A 20,992-nucleotide genomic window follows, 5' to 3' on the forward strand; every position below is an offset into this window, starting at 1 on the left:
TTTTCATTAGTTTAAGGCTGTTTTAGAGGAAAACAGTAGCCCCAATGCGGGCTACGGGGATTCGATAGCATTTCTTAATTAACTCTCAATTTACATCAATTCAATGGAAGTAACTTTATATCCCAGTTTCTCCACAGCCTCGCGCAGTTCGTCTTCGGGGATGTCTGCGCCGAGCTTTACGATTGCTTCGCCCTTCTTAAAGCTTACCTTGGCATTGACCTGGGCCATGCCGTTGAGGGCATTCTCAATGCGGTTCTGGCAGTTCACACAGGACATTCCTTCGATCTGAAGCTTTTTCGTTGCTACGATGGTGTCTAAGTGCTTCGGCTTGATCTTCACATCTCCGCCTCCACCACAGCATCCGCCTTCTCCCTTGAAGTGCTTTCTGGATCCCAGTAATGCTGCCACGATCACTATGATCAATATTCCGCATATCATATAAGTTCCCATATGTTTCGCTCTCCTTGTTGTTTTCTTTCAAAAAATAACTATTCAGAACCCCATTCGCAAAATCGCCTCTACGAGGCTTCCTTTTTGCTGCAATATCTGTCAAAATTTCATGCAGATTAGTATATCCTGCCACCCATATAAATAAAACCGGTGTAGAAAACAGCTCTGTCCATCCAGACCTCCTGCCCCCACACCGGTTTTTCTACTTATTTCTAATTTCTGACATATTTCTAATTTCTAGTATAACGATTTCTAAATAACTATACCATTCACGTAGAATATTTTTCTGAGAGTGTAGGATAAAAAATGTAGGCGTAGCGGGCTACGCTGAGGATTTTTATCCTGTGCTATCGGGAAAATAGGCAAATGATATGGGGTAGTTAATTTAAAACTGTTATACTAGCATACCTGCTCCGCACACTCGCAGGGTCTGATCGTCACGTTACTCACCCTCTGGTCTACGAGGTATCCGCAGGACTTGAGTCCCGCCCGGATCACAGAATTCCATTTTTTTGCTGAAAGATGATGTATCGAACCATCATCCAGCTCAATGGTACAGGCATTTTCCATCATACAATTTTCAGAGTAAGCTACCTTATACATGTTCTTACGGCTGATGGCACCGATCTCTTCTAACAGGTTGACCATGCGGTATACGGTTGCGACTCCCAGCTTGTCATCCTCTTCCAATGCCCGGTAGAAGATCTCCTTACAGCTGGAGCATTCATTCTGGAGGATAATATCAATCAGCCGAAGACGCTGTTTTGTAATGCGGCAGCCTTTTTCTTTCAGCTTGGTCAATATGATCTCTCTCTGCATTTTCGTGGTCTGATAGCTTACCTGTTCCTTAGTGTCCACAATGACCTCCACAGTGGCTGCAATCGCCACCGCACTGAATGGATTTCCCATTCTTTTTATCTTTTATCATTTTGCGGACAATCAATGCAACTACACCGGCCAGTATCGCCAATACAACTACGGTTCCCATAGACTGCCTCCTTACTCTTACTTTGAAATCCTGCGGATCCCCTTGTCGAAGACCCGCAAGTAATGTTACGTTCCTATCTGTTTACTCCCCTCACAGGTATCGGTCTTTGCCTGCAAGCAGTCACGCCGGACACCTGCGAGTGAGCTTAATTATTTATTTTACTTATGCAGCCTTCCTGCTGTCAACCTTCAGAGTAGTGCTCTCCTTATAAGGACGGAAGAGCAGATAAATGAAGCCGATTACCAGAAGGAATGCTACAACAGTTCCAATACCGAAAGAGCCGTTAAGGATCAGCTTGCCGATCTGGTTTACACACAAGGATACCACGTATGCCAGACCACACTGATAACCAACTGCGATCCAGAACCATCTGGTGTTATTCATCTCACGCTTGATCGCACCCATAGCTGCGAAGCAAGGTGCACACAGCAGGTTGAATGCCAGGAATGCATAACCACTTGCTGCGGTGAAGTGAGATGCCATGTTAGCATATACGGAGCCGTCGCCTGCGCTGTAGAGGATACCCATCGTACCTACGATATTCTCCTTAGCTACCAGACCGGTGATGGATGCAACAGTTGCCTGCCAGTTACCGAAGCCCTGAGGGATGAAGATCCATGCCAGGCACTGACCGATCTTGCCCAGGATACTCATATCGATCTCATCCTCAGCCAGCATACGGAAGCCGTCCTCGGTGAATCCGAAGTAAGTAGTAAACCATACAACGATGGTGGACAGAAGGATGATGGTACCTGCCTTCTTGATGAAGGACCAGCCACGCTCCCACATGCTGCGCAGTACCGTACCTACGGTAGGCCAGTGGTAAGCGGGAAGCTCCATAACGAAAGGAGCAGGATCGCCCTCGAAGATCTTGGTCTTCTTCAGGATAATACCGGAACAAATGATTGCTGCAATTCCCAGGAAGTATGCGGAAGGAGCAACCCATGCTGCACCGCCGAAGATAGCACCTGCTACCATGGCGATGAAAGGAAGCTTAGCACCACAAGGAATAAATGTGGTAGTCATAATCGTCATCTTACGGTCTCTGTCGTTCTCGATGGTACGGGAAGCCATGATACCGGGAACACCACATCCGGAACCGATCAGCATAGGAATGAAGGATTTACCGGACAGACCGAACTTACGGAAGATACGGTCCATGATGAATGCGATACGTGCCATGTAACCACAGGACTCCAGAAATGCCAGGAAGATGAACAGTACCAGCATCTGAGGTACGAAACCAAGCACTGCACCGACACCGGCTACAATACCGTCAAGGATCAGACCCTTCAGCCAGTCGGCACATCCGATCGCATCCAGACCGCTCTCTAACAGTGCGGGTACGCCGGGTACCCAGATACCGTAGTCTGCGGGATCGGGAGCTTCTCCGCCGTCTGCTGCGTATACATCAACTGCCTCTGCCAGATCAGCACCGGTGTAAGTAACATCCTCTGTTGCCAGAGTCTCTTCATCTTCCAGGGTGTAATCTGCGGTAGCGGATGCATCGATGCCTGCTGCGAACTCCTGAACAGCTGCTACTGCTGCTGAGGGATCATAGTCTTCAGACTCGCTGTCGATGACTGCTGCCAGAGCTTCATCACCGTCAGCTTCTACAAATGCGTTGATCACATTCATTGCATCATCATAAGGTTCGGCTGCTTCTTCATAAGCACCGGTTCCGATGGTGAACAGATGCCAGCCATCGCCGAATACGCCATCATTTGCCCAGTCGGTAGCCCAGGTACCTACGGTAGTTACGGATACATAATATACGATGAACATAACAACTGCGAAGATCGGCAGTGCCAGCCATCTGTTGGTCACGATTTTATCAATCTTATCGGAAGTCGTTAACTTCTGGCCTTCCTTCTTGGTGTAACATTCTTTGATGATAGAGGAGATGTATGTGTATCTCTCGTTGGTGATGATACTCTCTGTGTCATCATCCATAGCCGTTTCCAACTGCTTGATCTCTGCGGATACATCGGGAACACTCTTCATCTGTGCCTGGATCTTGTCATCCTTCTCTAACAGCTTGATAGCGAAGAATCTCTTCTGTTCCTCGGGAACATCAGTCAGCTTCTTCTCTACGGTCTCGATCACGCTCTCAACCTCAGGTGCGAATTTATGTACCGCAACTGCTGCACTCTTCTTCTGTGCCAGTTCGATTGCTTTTTTGGTAGCGTTCTCGATACCGGTCAGTTTCAGAGCGGAGATCTCAACAACGGGGCAGCCCAACTTCTCAGCAAGCTTTGCTACGTTGATCTTGTCGCCATTCTTGTTCACGATATCGATCATGTTGACAGCCATGACAACGGGGATACCCAGTTCCATCAGCTGTGTGCTCAGATATAAGTTTCTCTCAATGTTGGTACCGTCTACCAGGTTCAGGATCGCATCGGGTCTCTCGCCGATCAGGTAGTTACGTGCTACCACTTCCTCCAGAGTATACGGAGACAGGGAATAAATACCGGGTAAGTCCATGATGATCACGTCATCACCGTTACCACCGTACTGCTTCTTTAATTTACCTTCCTTTTTCTCAACGGTTACGCCGGGCCAGTTACCTACGAACTGGTTGGAACCGGTCAGAGCATTGAAAAGTGTCGTTTTACCGCAGTTAGGGTTACCTGCAAGTGCAATCTTAATTGCCATTTTTCTACCTCTTTCCTCTAAAATCATTTAATAACTATTCAGACCCCATTCGCAAAACGCTCTTTCAGAGCTTCCTTTTTGCTCATGTGATTAGCTTTCACTAATTAGTTCTGGCTAACCTTCCTGCTAAAAAAAAGATCATTTACTCAACGCAAATCATCTCAGCGTCTGCCTTACGAAGAGACAGCTCATAGCCTCTGACAGTTACTTCCACGGGATCTCCCAAAGGAGCAACCTTTCTCACATAGATCTCAACACCTTTGGTAATGCCCATATCCATGATACGTCTCTTGACAGGACCTTCACCATTCAGTTTGGTTACCTTTACGGTCTGTCCGCAGGGAACTTCCTTCAATGTCTTCATTTTCTCCTCCTATTAGCATCTTTTGGTACAGCTGCCTGCTACACCATGATTTTATTGGCCATATCCTTGCCGATGGCTACTCTTGATTCCTTGATATTCACAATCAGGTTGCCTTCGGTCTGGGACACAACTGTCACTTTACCACCTACTACAAATCCGAGGGTCTCCAAAAACTTCCTCGTCTCCTCTTTGCCGCCGATCCTCTGGATCGTGTTCTCTTCACCGGCACCTACCATACTCAGGGGCATCATACGCACTTCCTTCCCTTCAATAGTATTGAACTGCTTGTGGTTTCTCATTAGCTCTTAATGAGATTCATTCTCAATTCACGTGGTTAGTATATACTAACCTTTTTTTACTGTCAATATATTTTTTGATTTTTTTCATAGAAATCTCATAGGAATTGCTTATTGATATTTTTTCTCATTAAGTTGAAATCTTGCATTTCCTACCCTTTTCTGCTATTCTTATTGTAATGCCTGCGGATGGTTAAGTTTCCATATGTAGAGCAGGTATTTCGGTTCAAAATGCTATGTATGGGAAGGGTATGGTCATTACATGAAAATACAGGAATCTGCTGAGAATTATCTGGAAACGATCTTAGTGCTGAAGAAAAAGAACGGCGTTGTCCGTTCCATTGATATTGCCAACGATCTGGGTGTGTCCAAACCCAGCGTCAGCGTCGCTATGAAGAATCTCCGCAATGGGGAATATATTGAAATGGACAAGGAAGGCTACATCACCCTGTTGGATAAGGGGCGGGAAATCGCAGAGAAAATCTATGAACGTCACACATTTCTTACGGACTGGCTGACTTCCATCGGCGTGGATCCCACCGTTGCTGCTGAGGATGCCTGCCGGATCGAGCATGTGATCAGTGCAGAGACTTTCACTGCTATGAAAAAGACATTGAAGACGAAATAGAACTCACAGTAACTCATTGCATATTATTTGAACGCAAGAACTCCCGGTGCGATATTGCTCCGGGAGTTTTGTTATTATCATAAGCTCATTACCTGCGCTCATTAAATCTTAATTGTCACCCATTTTCCCTGTCGGAACCGAATCGACGCGAACAGGAATCTGGATACCTGATCTGCCAGAATACCCATCCAGATACCGGTCATTCCCAGTCCCAGAGTAAATCCGAAAATGTAGGATGCCGCAGATATTCACCAGATTGGAGATCAGATTCGTCCTAAGGGCGATCATCGTATTGCCCGCGCCGCGCTGTGCCGCATTGATTTCCATGGACAATACGTTGAAGATCATGCCACCCATGATGATCCGGTAGTATCTCGCCGCCATGGCATGCGTGTCCTCGTTAGAACCGCAGAATTCAATGATCTGATCCGCGAAACCGACCGTCAGCAAACTGATGACGACCGCCGGCCACGCCAGCCGGATCGCTTCTTTTGTCAGGGAACCCTGTGTGTGTTCTGTGCTCATAGCTATGTTACCTATTACCTTTTCTTGGATATTTCCTGTTTCTGATAGTCATAATGCTTTATTACACTCTTAATCATACACCAAAACCTACGTTTGCCGATAGTCCCAAATTTTTGTCCTCATTTTATAGCTAGACACATAATTTTTATCTCATTTTCATACAATACTAATCAGAAATACACGGATATTGACACATGCAAAATCGTATTTTCAAAGGAGGCTCCCATGCAATTCTCCGACAAATTTCACAATATTCACTGGAAAAATCTCATCACTGCCGTTGCCATCCCTCTAGCGGCAGGCGGACTCTCCGCCTGGATCACCATGGACGGCATGAAAGCCTTTGAAGCAGTGAATCAGCCTCCCCTGACGCCGCCCATGTGGCTCTTCCCGGTGGTGTGGAGCATCCTGTTCGTCCTCATGGGAATCGCCTCTTATCTCGTTGTCATGCAAAAAGGTGAGGACACAAAAGCCCTCACCCTGTATGCTGTACAGCTTATCTTTAATTTTTTCTGGTCCATCTGGTTCTTCAACCTGGGATGGTATCTTTTCGCCTTTTTGTGGCTGGTCGCTCTGTGGATCATGATCATCGCCACTACCGTTGCCTTTTACCGCATCTCGAAGCCTGCCGCATGGCTGATGCTGCCTTATCTGGTGTGGGTGGCGTTCGCGGGGTATCTGAATCTGGGGGTGTGGTGGCTGAACCGGTGAAAGAGTTTTCAAAAAAACGAAACACTGTTTCACTTATTTAATTGCAAAAAGGCTATCTTATATATCTGTGACATTTTTCTTCGCCTGTTCTGTTGATATCTCATAGTATGGCACTGCCTCTATTGGCAAATAAAAGTTTGCCTCCGAAATATTTATCCCCTCCTGGGTGCGCGCTTTCTTACAGGCAAATCAAGATCCTGTAATTTCCGTCCCAATTCATCATCTTTAGCAACAAGCAGTAAATCCTTATCCATATAATTCAATGCATGAAGCACAGCCGCATAGCACCCCATTGCCACAGAAGGTGAGCCTTTTTCTATGGATACTAAAGTAGCTCTGCTGATTCCTGCTCTTTCCGCAACCAATTCCGACGTCAATTTTCTGCGCAGCCTTGCATACTTTATCTGTAGTCCCATTTGCTCAAGTATTTTTTCTGTTTCAGGCAACAACACTATTGTTTTTTTCGGCATAATCCCATCTCCTTATGTAAATATTATTAGACATTTATATCTACTTTGTCAAATTTTATTTACACTATTGAAAAATATCTCTGTCACGGATCCGACAGAGATATTATATAGTATGCCTATTACTCCGTTATCCTATAACGAATAACATACTGTCAAATATTACGCACAGCAATCTGTTAGCTACTCCCCATTATTTTGTAGAAATTAATTAGATTCAACTTCCTGTGCTACATCCGCTGCCTGAGTCTCCGGCTCGGTATCGGCGATTTCAATCTGATCTGCCAAGTCCATGCAGTCTATATAATGATCTCCTATCCGGAACGCATAGAAACTTCTGTAATCCGAGGTCATAGGGTCTGTATCCTGATGCTTTCCGGCATTATTATCCTGAAAATATTTCGGAAGGTAGTCAGACTGCATATGTATGTCCTTTGCGTCCATGTTCTGCAGATAAACATAAATAATGGTATTACTGTCGTCTAACGTGATGGCATATTCATATCGGTCGATCCAATTTGCCATTGCCACATACGCAACGCTGCAATAATTTTCTTCATCCTGATAGAGCATATTCGTCTGATCCTGATAAGAAAATTCCAAATTACGCAGACGTTCTATTTCTGCCTCATACTGTTCCCTGGTATATTGATTTTCCAAATAGATCTGGCAGGTTGCTGCAAATATTTCATCACGGGTCTGATAATAAAAATCCTGTGAAACGGTGTCCATATCTGCGGAAGGAAACACCGCTAACGGGCTGTAGACTCCCTTTCCCTCTAATTTGTGGTATGCTTCTCCCTCCCGGGAAGTGATTCTTGTCCCATAAATAAAATGATAGCATACGTAAAACAAAATTATCCCCAGTACAATCACTGCTGCCACAACCGCAAATACTACTTTCTGCTTTTTGGTCATTTTTTGCTTCTCCCCCAATTATCTTCTATTTTCTTCTCTCACAATATTTTCTTCCGTAAATGAAAAATACGGAATCTCCAGCTCTTTAGCATTACCTTCGTTTGCATTCAGCTATTCCATATAGTCCGTCTCATCGCCTTACATATTTTCAAAAAATTTCTAATCCTCTACAATCTCTTCTCCATAATCATAGATAGGCATCTGACCGGAAACATAAACATCAACATTATAGATTTCACCGGTCGCTTCCCCCGGTATGCCGAATTCATGGAAACATTCTCCTAAAGCATAACGATAAATGGTATATCTCTCTTTGCCCATATAAGTATGTTTTTCATAAGAATCTCCATATTGGTCGACCATTTGAGAATAACTATTTCCGGAATATATGCCTCTCGAGGTATGTGCGAATGTTTCATTACTACTGATTCTTATTCTGACACATTCTTTTTCAAGAAAATAAACTTGTATAAATTGAGTTTCCCCATCACCTACGTTATAATAATAATAATTATATTTTTTGTTATCCGAATCCTCAACCTTTTCATACAACAGCCCCATCTCATCCAGCTTCCCCAATATTTCTTGCTCACCTTCATATAAGGAAACTGAAAAATCCCCTATATTGATAATGACATCCATATCTGGCTGTGCATTTTTTGCATTCGGCATTTCATCAATTTTATTCCTTATAGCCGCTGCTGTTTCTTCTATACTTTTTTCTCCGTTAAAATAATACAAAGCCTCTGCCTGCGTAATCCCTATTAAAGGAAGGTCACTGCGCTGCATTACCTTCGTATTATTTATCATCTCCCTTACATCCTGTATATCCTCATCTTGTGCCGCATAAACATTTTCATAGGTACTGCCAATTTCGTATGTCAGAATAGGAAGTTTCTCTCTTTTTCCATCCGATGTCTGATAATATTCCTGCTTTCTGCTATCACTAAGCTGTTGATCCAGCACATCTTGCAATATTGAAAAATTCCAATTGGGAGCAATCGTTTTCTGTCCTTCCTCAGTAAAATAGCTTTCCACAAACTTCCATGCTTCTTCTTTGTGCGTGCTTTGACTGTTAATGGCGAAACAGTTGTCAAAAATAAATATTCTTCCCTTTCCCTCTGCTCCCGGAAATCCTGTATAGACTGCATCCTCACCCCATACGGATTTTTTATATAAATATTGTTGCATGTCACCTATGCACTCAAGATTGAATGGAATTTTTCCTTCCCGCATCAAAAGGTCATTCGTTTGAAACATCGCCTGTTGCGGTAATTGTTCTGCAATTTTTATATATTGTTCCAATCTGTTATCTTCCGTTTCCCCGGAATATCCTCCGCAGATTGCCCCTTCCTGTAAAAATAAATCCCGTGAAATCATAGGATCCTCTTCACATTCCCGAACGGCCCGCAAGGCTTCCTCGAAGGTAAAATTTTCTTTGTTACTGCACCATTTTTCTTTTGTTATCAATGTATATAACACAAAATTCGTTGGCAACATATACAAGCCACCATCCGCTGTCAAAACCTGATACGCGGAATCAACGATGTCCTCTTCCCCAATCACATCACTTTTCTCCAGATAGGGAATAAGATTCTCTATTGCGCCCTTTTCTGTAAGCACTTCCACATCCATCTCATCTGTCGAAAAACTAATGATATCAGGTCCTTTTCCTGTCAAAATATCATCATACAAACGGCTAATTCCGTCGCTTATATTTTCTTCGTAATAATCATGTATTGTGATTGTTATTCCGTCATTTTTACCATTAAAATCAGCTACTGCTTCATGTAATGTCGACGCTCCCCCGATATCTCCAAGTATAATCTCCGTTTCAGGTTCTTCCGGCACAATTGTAGCAGTCTCTTTCTCCCACGCAGATGTTTCCGTCCCGGTGTCTATTTCTCCGCATCCCATTAACATCAAAGATGATACTGTACCTACAAGCAATAATGCTATTGTTTTAAAAGTATTCATTCGTAATCCCCTCGCACGTCATCCCAATATCATTCTTTTTCCAACAGGTAAAAAGCACAATCCATCGTAAGAATAACAAACTGCTTATCGCTGGAAAGCATTATGTCTACTGCCGGAGACTTCCCCTTTATTCCATCTCTTGTGCCCCTTATTTTTAAATCCTGTAATTCATCATAATTCAGAATCCAATCATATAGTTCCGGATCGTCTTTTATAGCTTCCTTTACATAATAGATTAAATTACGCTCTTTTATCGGAGATACCTCATAAGAAGGTTCTAAAATCTCGCATTGATAACGTTCATATTTTTCAAGCCCTTCACTGGAAAATACATCTTCATTTATCACAATATGATTGCCTATGATATCATGTCCTTCCGGATAATTCGTATAATCGTTTTGTACGTGTGTAAAGCCAAGCAATTTCGTAACTTTCCACTCACCAAAAAGCAATTCTTTGATCTCATCCATGGATAATTCGTCCACACTGCCATCTGCCGTTTCCGAATCTGGCTCTATCGTTTCTTCCGCATTCAGGTTTTCCGATTCTGTCTCGAGCATATTATTAATTCCGATAATTGATAGTTTCCAAGGTCCTGTTCCTTTATAAACATTGTCAAACCAGATTTGTCCATCCCCCATCATCACCCCTTGCCAATTACAAAACATTTTTCGGCATGTTTCAGCACGAATAGCCTCTACAAATTCTTGATTCAGCTTTCCATCAATATCTAGTTTTAAAAAATCTTCACGATTAGTAACCGTAGTTCCATTTATTACAATAGGATATGAAATCTTCTCAGATAGCGCATCCCAATCATGCTTTAAAATATCATTTTTAATCTCTTCAGCAAATTGCTCCTCTGCTGTTACTCCTGTAGATGTCATATAATAATCTTCTTCTGTTTCGCTGCTTTGAATGCTTTCATCACTTTCACGTACTTCATAGTCTTCTGTATCACTCATGGCAGGCATCTTTTTTTCTTCAGGTATACTGTCTATATGCTGATTTTTCATCAAAAATATGTAAGACATAATTATCCCCAGCACAATCACTGCTGCCACAACCGCAAATACTACTTTCTGCTTTTTTGTCATCTTTTCGTTCATTTTCCTTACCTGAATTCTCCTCCCACAAGCATTCACACAAACGATATTTTAAATTTGTAACTCTTTTTATGTTACAAATTTAAAATACCATATTATTATCACAATTTCATTAACTGATGCTAAGTCTTTTGATATTTTCAATTATTGTGTTGCAATCATCTCTTTCTCAATATATGAAAAAGCACCCTAACATGTTTTGGCTAAAGTTCTCATCTTTACATTCCCATTTCTTCTATCTCTTTAAGCATAAATTCTTCTAATTTCTTCTTATCTGGCAAATGCAGCATGTAAGTTGAAACAAATAATTGATTATCCATACCTGATAATGCATATTCTACCATTTGCGACCCTTTATCTGTGCAAAGAAGTATTCCTACAGGCGGATTATCACCTTCATTCATTTCATTTTTCTTATAATAACCTACATAAGCATTGAGCTGTCCTAAATCTTCATGCTTAAATTCATCATTTTTAAGTTCAATAATGACATTACAATGTAAAATACGATTATAAAAAACAAGATCAATAAAATAATACTTATCATCTATTACAATTCGCTTTTGCCTAGCTTCAAAACAAAATCCTTCACCAAGTTCAAGCATAAACTCCTGCAAATGATCCATAAGTGCTTGTTCCAAATCCGATTCAGACACTGCATCTTTCGCAGCCAGCCCTAAAAATTCAAATGTAAATGGATCTTTTATCGAAAGCATTGTTCCATTTCCATTGCCTTCAAACTTTTTTAATAATAGTTCCGGTTTTTTACTTATGCCAGCCCTTACATAAAGATTTGTCTTTATCTGTCTACGAAGTTCTCTCACATTCCAGTTGCACTTCATGCATTCTGTTTCGTAAAAAAATCTTTCAAAAGCATCTGTCAGTCCCATAATCTCACGTATATGTGAAAACGATAAATTATTGACCAAAACATCTGGATCTGTAACAAATTGGTTCGACGCTGTCGAACTTTTTCCAAAATCTAGTAATTCAAATTTGCTCGACACTGTCGAACCAATTTGAGGATATACTTTATAAAATTGTCTACAAGCCTTAAAAAGAGTTGCGTTCATTCCTTTTTGATTAATTTGATTTTCCAAATTTTTCAAAAGATGTGAACCATATTCGGCTCTGTCGCTACCATCTTGTTCATATTCGACTATATAATATCCAATTACCCAATTTCTCAACGTCATAAGCTGATTCACGGCGCTTTTCGCCGCCGAACTTGCTTTATCATTTATCTGTATAATGCTGTCTGCCAGCAGTTGAAATTCCATTGACTAACCTCCGATACCTTGTCTTACAGCTATTATAGATTTTCATAGACACAGTATAACATAGGTTCTGTGTCCACGCGATTCTTTTCACCTCACGATTACTAAACTATCTGCATATATCATCAGGCAGTTCACTATTTATGGATATTAATTTTGTTCGGCGCCATATTAATCATTATCCCATTATCTTTTCGTATCTTTGACTGTTCAAGATAGGAATCTTTCTTAATTTCCGCAGCGTCGCTCCTTATTTTTGTGCATTGCACGGTTTTTGGTAATGATATTTTACCCAATCATTACTTTAACTTAAAGTATGCCAATTAAGCTCAAATAAATCACTCTCAAATAGCTTTTCTTTCCAATCATTATACTCTCCTTCATCTAAACGAAGAGAGTCTTCATAAAATCGCACAAAGTATATTTTTTTATCACCATCTTTATCATCTTTAAACGGAAAATTATCCTTGTATTCCGGGCATGCGTTTAAATCTAACTCTTCAACACTGGCAATACATTCGTACATATTTTCCATTTCATTATACCGATATACTTCATACGGCCAAAAGTCATCATTATATGTATATCCCGAATGTGATGCCGGAGCATATATCAATCCATTTTCATAAAATCTACATCCATAATAGTAATCAAATAATAATTCTAACTCTTCTTTTTTCTCAGAAAATCGGTAAATATATTGTGCACTGTCCGAATTGCACGTTCCTTCAATTCCTATCAATAGTTCATCTATACCATCATCATTTATGTCATATATCACGAATTCATTGGGATATGCCAGCTCTTTTTGTTTTTCAAAACCAGTACCATTATCAACATAACAATAATCTCCGTTTGGCAAATATCCCGTATTTTCCAGTTCTTCGACCGCGTTTAAATAAATTTGATTTATTTCAGTATGATTCCCTATCTCAATCACATAATCATAACTATAGGTGTGCACATACAACCGGTCATCCTTCTCTGCCATGAGGTCCGGCATCTTTTTCAGAGGCAGGCGGTCGATCACCTCTCCGGTATTTTTATCCAGCTGATAGAGATAATCGTCCTCTGCGGTAAAGCCATAGCCGCAGAAGATCACGTCCCCTTTCACGAGAAAATTCATGCTGTTATAAGTCTGGTCTGCACTTCGCCACAGCAGTTTCTCATTTTCCAGATCATAGGCAAACATAAAGCAGCTGTCCGGCTGCGCATAACCGTTCATTACTGAAGCCCCGTAAAAAATTCCGTTCTCAAGGCAGGCATTATTACCGTTGACGTACCATTTGTCTGTCGGATATTCCAGTACATACAGGCAGTTCTCACCATCGAAAATGCTGAGTTTTCCATCCTCCCACTGATAGGTATACTCCCACTGATAGGTATAATTTTCATCATAGAAGCAGTCCCAGTTTTCTCCGATCATGGGAAGGGAAATGTCTTCCGATGCATTGTACCATTCGTCTGCAAAAGTAATATTGTTATACGTCTCGGAAAGGATTTCCAGGGAATAGGGCTGCGCCGCAGTTCCTTCCGGGTGAAATTCCGAGATTCCAGTGAAATCTATGAGGATCTCTTTCGGTGCAATGGGTGTTTCCCGGGATTCGGACTCTGTGAGAGCTCCGGAGGTCTCTGCCTCATCTATTTTAGTGTCTATATTGGAAATATTTTCGGTTTGTTTCTCCGCTTCGTTGTTCTCCGGTGCATTGGTCTCCCGGGCGCCACATGCCATTAACAGGCAGGCGGACAGTGCAAATGTTGCTAATCTGTATTGTTTTTTCATGATAATCTCCCTTACTGCTTAAAATTCTCGTAACTATTCAGAACCCCATTCGCGAAACCGCTACTTCGTAGCTTCTTCATTGATCATCTGTTCCTCTTCTATAACAGTAACAATACCTTCATATACGGTAAAGTAATATCGAATCTGCTCCTGCATGTCCTCATACTGCCAACGTTCCCAGGAATCTTCCTCAACAGACTTCACCTGCGTCAATGTGTCATCGGCATCCGCGATGTTTCGCTGTAATTCCTCCAGCGTTGTCTTATCGACAAGGAATCTCCCATCCCGGCTGCTGCCGGCCTGAATCTGTATCCTGTCTAATCCACCATTTTCATCAAAATAACAATAGTATTTGCTGTTCTCTATATAGAGACTTGCATTCTCACTGGCGACATCGCATTGCAATCCGGCATCGGTACACAATGCCCGTACTTCTTCCCTTTGCATTCCCCATTGCATCCTTGACAGGACCTCTCGATTATACTCCAGGGAATAGACCACTGCCTTCACCGGCACAAAGGAGAAGGAGCAGCGGTGCGATCCTGCCTCATCCAGATTCCCCTCCATCACTGTGGTCACAGAGTCCTTGCCAAGTTTGTCTCCCGCTCCCAACAACATACCATCTTCCAATAAGGCAAAATTATTATATCCATATCGAATAGCAGAGATATCTGCATCAAAGGTGCGGGCATCATCGCTGTGCCGGATTCCACCCAACCATACCATACTGACCTTATCCAGTACCTTTTGGGGTTCTCTGACAAAGTCATGAACATTCTCACTCTTAGAAACGCCGCACTGTCCAAAGATATTTAATCCCCAAAGATATAATTCTCCGTCTTCCGTGATTGCCGCTCCATTCCACGCATTGATGTCCACATAGATACAATGATCCAGAACTTTATGTGGTTCCAGATACATCATTTTTACCAGATTCAACGGATTCTCTGTTACTGACCAGTATTCATCATATCCCCCAACGGTCGTGCTGCTTGTCGTCCGAAGCTGTCCCCACCAATATACGGCTCCATCTTCCTTGAGTACGATAATGGCTTCCCTGCCGGCTCTGGCATATCTGACATTTTTCATTAACAGTGTGGGGGTACATACCCTGTCGTTATCCATGTCGCTATATACCTGCTTCACAGTGTCTTTTCCCAACAAAAGTCCTGCCATATTTAATCCCAGTCCGTAGAGGTTTCCATCCTCCGTCAGATAAATGCAGAAATTATTATTCCAATCGGCATCTACGGAAACCACATGATCTGCAATCCTCACATCATCAAACTGCCCCTTGTCAAAATCCGTCTCGTAACTGCCTGTTCCCAACTGACCATTCTCATTATAACCGTTCCCCCAGAGAATACCATCATTATCAATATAATAATGATTATAGACAGTGACCCGCTCAGTGATATAATAGTTTTCAATACGAAAAGGACTGGGAGCTTGCAGTTCCTCTTCCTGCTGTATGTAAATTGTTGGCAGATTCTGTTCCTGTACTTGTCCTGTTTCTTCCGTTGTCACCATTTCTGTGAAGTCTTCCTCTGTTTTCTGAGAAGAAACCGCACTTTTCTGTGTGAGCAGTACCAGTGCTGCAATGATACACAGTTCCACTGCCAGCGCCGCAAGCTTCCCTGCGGTCTTACGGCATTTTAAAATATGCCGGATCCTGCCCCGGATGTCACCTTCATCAAAACACACCGGTGCTGCAAATATCCTGCGTGCGGTCGTATCGGTTGCCATGGATAGCAGTACGGCGGCATATTCCTGTCGGTCCTCCGGCTCCAGATGTTCCGTCACTGCTTCATCACAGGCTTTTTCTATATCACAGCACAGCAGATAATATGCCAACCAGACCACCGGATTCATCCAATGCACAATACTGATCAGATAGGTCAGTATTTTCCACAGATAGTCCCGGCGGTGCAGATGGATCCGCTCATGCTGCAATACACAGTCATAAAATTCCGGCTTCATCTCCATCGGCAGATAGATCTGCGGCCGCAGAATCCCGAATACCATCGGTGTGCGGATGCCGTCCACGTAACGGACTCCCTCCTCCCCGGGAAGGCATTCTGCCAGACGGTGCTTCATTCTTACATAAGAAAAGATAAAATACGCGAGAAAACAAGGGATTCCTGCCAGCCACAGATATCTGACTGCAAATATCACCTGTGTAAAGGCGGTCGATAGGAAAGGCATGACTGCTGTGCCGTTGGACTGTGCAGCCGTCACAGGGAGCTCGTTCGATCCCGCTTCGAAATTCGTACCCTGCACGGTCGTCGCATCTGTTCCGTTCACCTGTTCAGGCAAGGTACTCTGTCCAGGTGTAACATTTTGCTCCGGCACAGCACTTTGCCCCAACACAATGCCCGTCCCAAGTCCCGTCACCACTGTCGGTCCATCCGCGCTCACCGCCACTACCATCGACTCCGACTGTGCCCGCCAGAATCCGTGCTCATTCTCGATCTTCCAGGGAAATATAAGATAGAAAAAAACGATTCCCCACAATAGCACACAGTAGCGGTAGGAAATCCGCAGTCCTCTAAATACCATTCTGAGGATCCATACGATTCCTACGATGATGCTTCCCTGAATGCTCATTCTCATCAGTATCTGCATCATTGCCATCCCTGTCATTCCTTTTCTCCCCCGTTATTTTCTATGATCTTCTTCAGTTCTTTGATCTCTTTCGTAGACAGCTTTTTCCGGGAGGTAAACGCCGCCACAAAAGCAGGCAGGGATCCCGCAAAGGACTCCTCGATGATCACCTCACTCTGTCTCGCCTGAAACATCTGCCTCGACATCAGTGAGGTGACAGTCCCGTTCTCACTGGTAAAAATCCCCTTCTGACAGAGGCGCCGCAGGACCGTATAGGTCGTAGATTTCTTCCAGTTCAATTCCTTTTCACATAATTTCACCAGTTCCCCCGAAGCGACCGGCTCATGCTCCCAGATGATTTCCGCAAAACGCATCTCCACAGCTCCCATGGTATATTCCGACATTACAATTCCTCACTTTCTGCCCTCTGTGGCATCCGTTAAGTCTTATTATACAAAATGGTTTACAAGTTGTAACATTTTAATGTTACATCCTGTAAACCATTTTTGTCAATGTCTATTTTTTCCCTACAAAAGTAAAAGTTTCTCTTATACCGGAAACTTTTTTCATTTTTTTCAAGTGTATCCAGTATAAATTGTTCTCATCCCCCATTCGGTATCAGATCATTGAAAGTGGCCCACGCTTCTTCCGCCGTGTAATCCGCCAGCTTAAGCCATCCGGTGACACCATTCTCGGTCTCCACGCAGAGCCACTGTCTGCCGGCATCCAGATAAAGGAAATAGACTCCGTGATCTGCGTTGATGGTAAAGCGTTCGCTGCCGGCATCTGGAGTCCGGCAGACTTCCAGATCCTTATTGAGTCCGTGCAGGACCGCCTGCTCCGGCAGATCATAGCGGTCTGTGGGAATCTCCGCCAGTCTTCCGTCACTTCCGATCCGGTACACAATCCGCAGTTTTTCCTTCTGTAACGTATAATCATAGGGCTGGTTGGTGATGATCTGGCCGTTTTCCACCCAGATCTCCCGGATATCCTGCGCGAAGCTTCCTACCTCCTGTAATTCCCCGTTCTCATAGCTGAACAGGAAACTCTCGCACTGTCCGAACTCGTCCCTGCGCATCAGTGTCAGCAATATCTGTCTGCCATCAGGAGTGAAGGCGTAAATGCTGTTTCCCAGATTCTGTGCCGTCCGCGTCTCGCCTCGCATGGTATTCACCGCAAATATATATTGATCCAGCGGCGAATGATCCACTTCGTTTACTGCCTGTGCCATTCTCGAACGCAGCAGAATTTTCTCTGCGGTTCCGTCTCCGTCCAGATCCAACAGGGCATAAGTCTCCTGCTCCGCTCGCTCAGACAGATCGAATACGACTCCCACATTCGTCAGAATGTCCCGTCTCTGTGCTGCTGCATAAGCATCCGCTTCCTCTGTCGTCAGATCTGCCGCCACCTTCCCGTTCCAGACCGGCTGGCTGGACAGAAGCGGAAGTTTCATCTGGGCGGTTCCGCTGCTCTGACTCAGGATCCAATAACCGTCTTCCACTGTAAGCATGTCTGCGGAGAAATCCTGCGCCTTCGACGGCAGCTTCCAGTCCGTGACCCCGTTTTCTCCGGTCTGTCCCGAAGTATCATATTCCCGGATTGTGTCGATCCAGATGTCCAGATCTCCCTCCTGATAATCAGAAGCTGCAAAATAGTACAATCGGACACTATCCTGTTGCTTCAGATAAGCCATCTCCTGTCTATAACTGTCAGACGTATAATAATTTCCCATATTTTGGTAAACCGTGGAACGTCCCTCTGCCGCACATCCCGGCACTATATATCCAGAAACCATACAATTCAGTCCGGTGTCATCCCCGGTGGCCGCATAAATACCGTAGCTGGAGACCTGATAAGTAGCAGCAACATCCGCAAAAGATCCGGGGGATACCTTTACATACACCCATTTTTTCGACAGTTCTGCCACGGTAGCCCAATCTTCATCCCTGGGTCCGTATTCCGCATAGACCACTCTGGCCTGATTTTCTCCGTCCAGAGGACCGGTAGAATGCCTGCCTTTACTGTCGATGTCTCCCAGTGACAGCAGCCAGATCTGACTGCTCTCCTCCGCAAATACCATCGGAATATCGATACCGGATCCATCAGCGAAAATATAATGTACGTTTGCCACAGAGCCTTCGCCGGGTCTTGTGGAATCCTTTTGGAAAAATAAATACTGCCTCCCGGCTTCATAGAGCAGTTCCGTCATTTCCCCGCTGCCACCCTGCAGATTCAGCAGAGCTTCCGCAGCCTTCACCGGATCCTTGTAGGTCTCATGGGCAGCGGCATCTCCGTCTAAAATCCGCTGATGCAGTTTCCGCGCCGCGACACCATCGTAGCCAAGATACTGGATGCCGTCCTGTCCGGCAAAAGACCGGGTATCCTCCAAGGCAGCCACATCAAACAGGGCACTGAACTCTTCCCTGCTGTGGATACCCTGCTCAAATACCGTCAGCCATTCCGTTTTGGCAGCCTCATAGTCCACTTCACCCGCCGTTAAATCCCCTTCCGCTGTTTCATCCGACGTTCCTGTCATGTCTGTCGCTTCTGTCGCATCCGCCCCAGTCTCCGTATCATTATCCGCACTTACTGCATCTGTTCCACCGCCAGGGTTGCTACACAGGCATACCACCAATATCACAAGCACCGCCACCGCACCAACCAGCATCCAGAACGGCGGCTTGCGGTAGTCCAGCACGTGCCGGATACGATTCTTCACATGATCTTCTCCAAAAGAAAGCAGTGCGCAGATGGAGCCGCCCCGATAGCGTTTCCATTCGCCGCCGGAAGCCTCTTCCAACAATGTATAGGAATAAATTTTCTTGCTCTCTTCACCAAGAAGCTTCACAACTTTTTCATCACAGGACATCTCGCAGTCCATATTCATCAGATAAAATGCCAGCCACACCAGCGGATTGAACCAGTGGACGCAGCAGATCACCAACGCCGCAGGCTTAAACAGATAGTCCCTGCGCTGTAAGTGCACCCGTTCATGACACAGAACAACTTTTCTGCTCTCAGGATCTAAGCCCGAAGACAGATAGATTACCGGATGGATCAGCCCCATGACGAAGGACAGATGTCCTCCATCGATCTCGCAGATCCCCGGTTCCACCTGTCTGACACCGCTGTCAGGTCTGCGGATACGGTGACGCATACGCAGGTAGGAAAAAGCATGATACCCCATAAATCCTGCCATTCCAAGTAACCATGCGATCGACAGGACACGGAAAGTTTGCAAAGATCCGTCCACATTATCCCGGTTATCCACCGGGTAACCATCATCCAAGGCATTCGTAACATTACCCGGTGCCTGAATTCCGCCGACACCGTCATCTCCAATTTCATTCATGCCTTCTACGTTTCCATCCTGTCCCAGTGCCGGTGCAGAACCGTCCCTATTTCCGGTGGCTTCTAAAGTCCCGGAATTCGGATTTTCCGTGTTATCCGCCCCGGACAGCACGGCATCCACAGTATTGTCTCCAAGAAGGCTGTCATTATAAACTCCCTCATTGTCAACTGATCCGGCACTGTTCCCGGCAGCCAACTGTGCAGAGGTTGTCGCCGTCCCTACGGTCAACAGGCGCTCCGGAATCAGACTGATCCTGGTCCCCGGCAGCACCGGACAACATAACCGCACAAATACGATTCCCCACAGCAGATAGGAACACCATTTCGGGGCTTTTTTCAGTAAAAATCTGGCCAGTATCACCAACAAAATACAATAGCTTCCCACCAGACTGAGACGCCATATACTGTCAAACAAACGATAGATGCCTTCCATCATAAAGTCCCTCCTGTGCTCTCTGCTTCCCTATCTGCGGAAGCTCCGCTCTCTGTCATCCCTGTTCTGTAACGCTCCGAAGCTTATTAATTTTCCACCCCGGTAGCAGAGGCGTCCGCTGTCACCTTCCTGCAATTCTCTGTAAATTCTGTTAGAGACTTCCAGCGTGATCCGTTCTCCCGGTTTCTCCAGATTTTCAAAAATAACACTCTTGACATTTTCTGTCTCCGTCATCCCGGAATTTACCATACCATCCGCCAGGTATACCGGCTGCCCCACCGCTGTGGACTGCTCTTTGCTGACGAATGTTGCCCTGCCCACGGTGTGTTTGCCTCTCTGTTTATTCTGAAGGCTCCGATCAAGCAGATACAATAAATATCCTAGGATTACTACTACGAATAACACGGCCAGTACATTTTCCACCAGACTGAATTTCAACTGCTGTATCACATGAAC

At 44.3% G+C, this 20,992-nt stretch carries 19 protein-coding genes; 2 read left to right on the top strand and 17 right to left on the bottom strand.

Going from position 1 to position 20,992, the window contains the following annotated elements:
* Positions 1–90: 90 nt before the first annotated feature.
* The 6 genes from ACTRDR_RS05980 to ACTRDR_RS06005 form a co-directional block, all read right to left on the bottom strand.
* Positions 91–450, bottom strand: a complete 360-nt coding sequence (locus ACTRDR_RS05980; protein ID WP_440526494.1) for a heavy-metal-associated domain-containing protein — start codon at positions 448–450, stop codon at positions 91–93.
* Positions 451–849: 399 nt separating this feature from the next.
* Positions 850–1,269 (bottom strand): transcriptional repressor, encoded by a 420-nt coding sequence (locus ACTRDR_RS05985; RefSeq protein ID WP_117466661.1) that lies wholly within the window; start codon positions 1,267–1,269, stop codon positions 850–852.
* A gap of 28 nt (positions 1,270–1,297) precedes the next feature.
* Positions 1,298–1,438, bottom strand: a complete 141-nt coding sequence (locus ACTRDR_RS05990; protein ID WP_022154449.1) for a FeoB-associated Cys-rich membrane protein — start codon at positions 1,436–1,438, stop codon at positions 1,298–1,300.
* Positions 1,439–1,600: 162 nt separating this feature from the next.
* Complete coding sequence (locus tag ACTRDR_RS05995) at positions 1,601–4,096, bottom strand: FeoB small GTPase domain-containing protein (protein ID WP_440526495.1); 2,496 nt, start codon at positions 4,094–4,096, stop codon at positions 1,601–1,603.
* Between the two features lie 142 nt (positions 4,097–4,238).
* Positions 4,239–4,460, bottom strand: a complete 222-nt coding sequence (locus tag ACTRDR_RS06000; RefSeq protein ID WP_022154451.1) for a FeoA family protein — start codon at positions 4,458–4,460, stop codon at positions 4,239–4,241.
* 38 nt (positions 4,461–4,498) lie between these two features.
* Positions 4,499–4,711, bottom strand: a complete 213-nt coding sequence (locus ACTRDR_RS06005) for a FeoA family protein (RefSeq protein WP_118669447.1) — start codon at positions 4,709–4,711, stop codon at positions 4,499–4,501.
* Positions 4,712–5,018: 307 nt separating this feature from the next.
* Here ACTRDR_RS06005 and ACTRDR_RS06010 point away from each other — a divergent pair, with 307 nt between their 5' ends.
* Positions 5,019–5,384 carry a metal-dependent transcriptional regulator gene (locus ACTRDR_RS06010; protein ID WP_022154453.1) on the top strand — a complete coding sequence of 122 codons (366 nt, stop codon included), beginning with the start codon at positions 5,019–5,021 and terminating at the stop codon, positions 5,382–5,384.
* Between the two features lie 108 nt (positions 5,385–5,492).
* Here ACTRDR_RS06010 and ACTRDR_RS06015 read toward each other — a convergent pair whose 3' ends face one another.
* Positions 5,493–5,909: an MATE family efflux transporter gene (locus ACTRDR_RS06015; protein ID WP_440526496.1), complete on the bottom strand. Its 417-nt coding sequence runs from the start codon at positions 5,907–5,909 to the stop codon at positions 5,493–5,495.
* Between the two features lie 225 nt (positions 5,910–6,134).
* On the opposite strand from ACTRDR_RS06015, the gene ACTRDR_RS06020 reads away from it, so the two are divergent.
* Positions 6,135–6,620: a TspO/MBR family protein gene (locus ACTRDR_RS06020; RefSeq protein WP_440526497.1), complete on the top strand. Its 486-nt coding sequence runs from the start codon at positions 6,135–6,137 to the stop codon at positions 6,618–6,620.
* A 152-nt stretch (positions 6,621–6,772) separates the two neighbouring features.
* On the opposite strand, the gene ACTRDR_RS06025 is transcribed toward ACTRDR_RS06020, so the two are convergent.
* The 10 genes from ACTRDR_RS06025 to ACTRDR_RS06070 all read right to left on the bottom strand — a co-directional run bounded on the left by ACTRDR_RS06025 (position 6,773) and on the right by ACTRDR_RS06070 (position 20,986).
* Positions 6,773–7,090 (bottom strand): helix-turn-helix domain-containing protein, encoded by a 318-nt coding sequence (locus ACTRDR_RS06025; RefSeq protein WP_022154457.1) that lies wholly within the window; start codon positions 7,088–7,090, stop codon positions 6,773–6,775.
* A gap of 204 nt (positions 7,091–7,294) precedes the next feature.
* The gene (locus tag ACTRDR_RS06030) at positions 7,295–8,005 is read right to left on the bottom strand and encodes a hypothetical protein (RefSeq protein WP_440526498.1); all 711 of its coding nucleotides are present in this window, start codon (positions 8,003–8,005) and stop codon (positions 7,295–7,297) included.
* Positions 8,006–8,164: 159 nt separating this feature from the next.
* Positions 8,165–9,982, bottom strand: a complete 1,818-nt coding sequence (locus ACTRDR_RS06035; protein ID WP_440526499.1) for an ABC transporter substrate-binding protein — start codon at positions 9,980–9,982, stop codon at positions 8,165–8,167.
* Positions 9,983–10,011: 29 nt separating this feature from the next.
* Positions 10,012–11,091 (bottom strand): hypothetical protein, encoded by a 1,080-nt coding sequence (locus ACTRDR_RS06040; RefSeq protein WP_440526500.1) that lies wholly within the window; start codon positions 11,089–11,091, stop codon positions 10,012–10,014.
* Positions 11,092–11,306: 215 nt separating this feature from the next.
* Positions 11,307–12,368: a PDDEXK nuclease domain-containing protein gene (locus tag ACTRDR_RS06045; RefSeq protein WP_440526501.1), complete on the bottom strand. Its 1,062-nt coding sequence runs from the start codon at positions 12,366–12,368 to the stop codon at positions 11,307–11,309.
* A gap of 301 nt (positions 12,369–12,669) precedes the next feature.
* Positions 12,670–14,148 (bottom strand): hypothetical protein, encoded by a 1,479-nt coding sequence (locus ACTRDR_RS06050; RefSeq protein WP_337769990.1) that lies wholly within the window; start codon positions 14,146–14,148, stop codon positions 12,670–12,672.
* A 60-nt stretch (positions 14,149–14,208) separates the two neighbouring features.
* Entirely contained in the window at positions 14,209–16,791 is a 2,583-nt protein-coding gene (locus tag ACTRDR_RS06055; RefSeq protein ID WP_440526502.1) for a M56 family metallopeptidase, read from the bottom strand.
* Positions 16,788–17,156 (bottom strand): BlaI/MecI/CopY family transcriptional regulator, encoded by a 369-nt coding sequence (locus tag ACTRDR_RS06060; RefSeq protein ID WP_118504913.1) that lies wholly within the window; start codon positions 17,154–17,156, stop codon positions 16,788–16,790. Before ACTRDR_RS06060 ends, ACTRDR_RS06055 begins: the two co-directional genes overlap by 4 nt.
* A 197-nt stretch (positions 17,157–17,353) precedes the next feature.
* Positions 17,354–20,539, bottom strand: a complete 3,186-nt coding sequence (locus ACTRDR_RS06065; protein ID WP_440526503.1) for a M56 family metallopeptidase — start codon at positions 20,537–20,539, stop codon at positions 17,354–17,356.
* Positions 20,540–20,566: 27 nt separating this feature from the next.
* A complete protein-coding gene (locus ACTRDR_RS06070) occupies positions 20,567–20,986 on the bottom strand; it encodes a DUF2500 family protein (protein WP_440526504.1) in 420 nt (139 codons plus the stop codon).
* Between the last annotated feature and the right edge of the window lie 6 nt (positions 20,987–20,992).

It is taken from the genome of Simiaoa sp. (assembly GCF_051972595.1).
GTDB lineage: Bacteria > Bacillota > Clostridia > Lachnospirales > Lachnospiraceae > Acetatifactor > Acetatifactor hominis.

What these genes read in the sequence shown, in the direction of transcription:
- ACTRDR_RS05980 (WP_440526494.1), bottom strand. Translation starts at nt 450, where the DNA reads ATGGGAACTTATATGATATGCGGAATATTGATCATAGTGATCGTGGCA.
- ACTRDR_RS05985 (WP_117466661.1), bottom strand. Translation starts at nt 1,269, where the DNA reads ATGCAGAGAGAGATCATATTGACCAAGCTGAAAGAAAAAGGCTGCCGC.
- ACTRDR_RS05990 (WP_022154449.1), bottom strand. Translation starts at nt 1,438, where the DNA reads ATGGGAACCGTAGTTGTATTGGCGATACTGGCCGGTGTAGTTGCATTG.
- ACTRDR_RS05995 (WP_440526495.1), bottom strand. Translation starts at nt 4,096, where the DNA reads ATGGCAATTAAGATTGCACTTGCAGGTAACCCTAACTGCGGTAAAACG.
- ACTRDR_RS06000 (WP_022154451.1), bottom strand. Translation starts at nt 4,460, where the DNA reads ATGAAGACATTGAAGGAAGTTCCCTGCGGACAGACCGTAAAGGTAACC.
- ACTRDR_RS06005 (WP_118669447.1), bottom strand. Translation starts at nt 4,711, where the DNA reads ATGATGCCCCTGAGTATGGTAGGTGCCGGTGAAGAGAACACGATCCAG.
- ACTRDR_RS06010 (WP_022154453.1), top strand. Translation starts at nt 5,019, where the DNA reads ATGAAAATACAGGAATCTGCTGAGAATTATCTGGAAACGATCTTAGTG.
- ACTRDR_RS06015 (WP_440526496.1), bottom strand. Translation starts at nt 5,909, where the DNA reads ATGAGCACAGAACACACACAGGGTTCCCTGACAAAAGAAGCGATCCGG.
- ACTRDR_RS06020 (WP_440526497.1), top strand. Translation starts at nt 6,135, where the DNA reads ATGCAATTCTCCGACAAATTTCACAATATTCACTGGAAAAATCTCATC.
- ACTRDR_RS06025 (WP_022154457.1), bottom strand. Translation starts at nt 7,090, where the DNA reads ATGCCGAAAAAAACAATAGTGTTGTTGCCTGAAACAGAAAAAATACTT.
- ACTRDR_RS06030 (WP_440526498.1), bottom strand. Translation starts at nt 8,005, where the DNA reads ATGACCAAAAAGCAGAAAGTAGTATTTGCGGTTGTGGCAGCAGTGATT.
- ACTRDR_RS06035 (WP_440526499.1), bottom strand. Translation starts at nt 9,982, where the DNA reads ATGAATACTTTTAAAACAATAGCATTATTGCTTGTAGGTACAGTATCA.
- ACTRDR_RS06040 (WP_440526500.1), bottom strand. Translation starts at nt 11,091, where the DNA reads ATGAACGAAAAGATGACAAAAAAGCAGAAAGTAGTATTTGCGGTTGTG.
- ACTRDR_RS06045 (WP_440526501.1), bottom strand. Translation starts at nt 12,368, where the DNA reads ATGGAATTTCAACTGCTGGCAGACAGCATTATACAGATAAATGATAAA.
- ACTRDR_RS06050 (WP_337769990.1), bottom strand. Translation starts at nt 14,148, where the DNA reads ATGAAAAAACAATACAGATTAGCAACATTTGCACTGTCCGCCTGCCTG.
- ACTRDR_RS06055 (WP_440526502.1), bottom strand. Translation starts at nt 16,791, where the DNA reads ATGACAGGGATGGCAATGATGCAGATACTGATGAGAATGAGCATTCAG.
- ACTRDR_RS06060 (WP_118504913.1), bottom strand. Translation starts at nt 17,156, where the DNA reads ATGTCGGAATATACCATGGGAGCTGTGGAGATGCGTTTTGCGGAAATC.
- ACTRDR_RS06065 (WP_440526503.1), bottom strand. Translation starts at nt 20,539, where the DNA reads ATGATGGAAGGCATCTATCGTTTGTTTGACAGTATATGGCGTCTCAGT.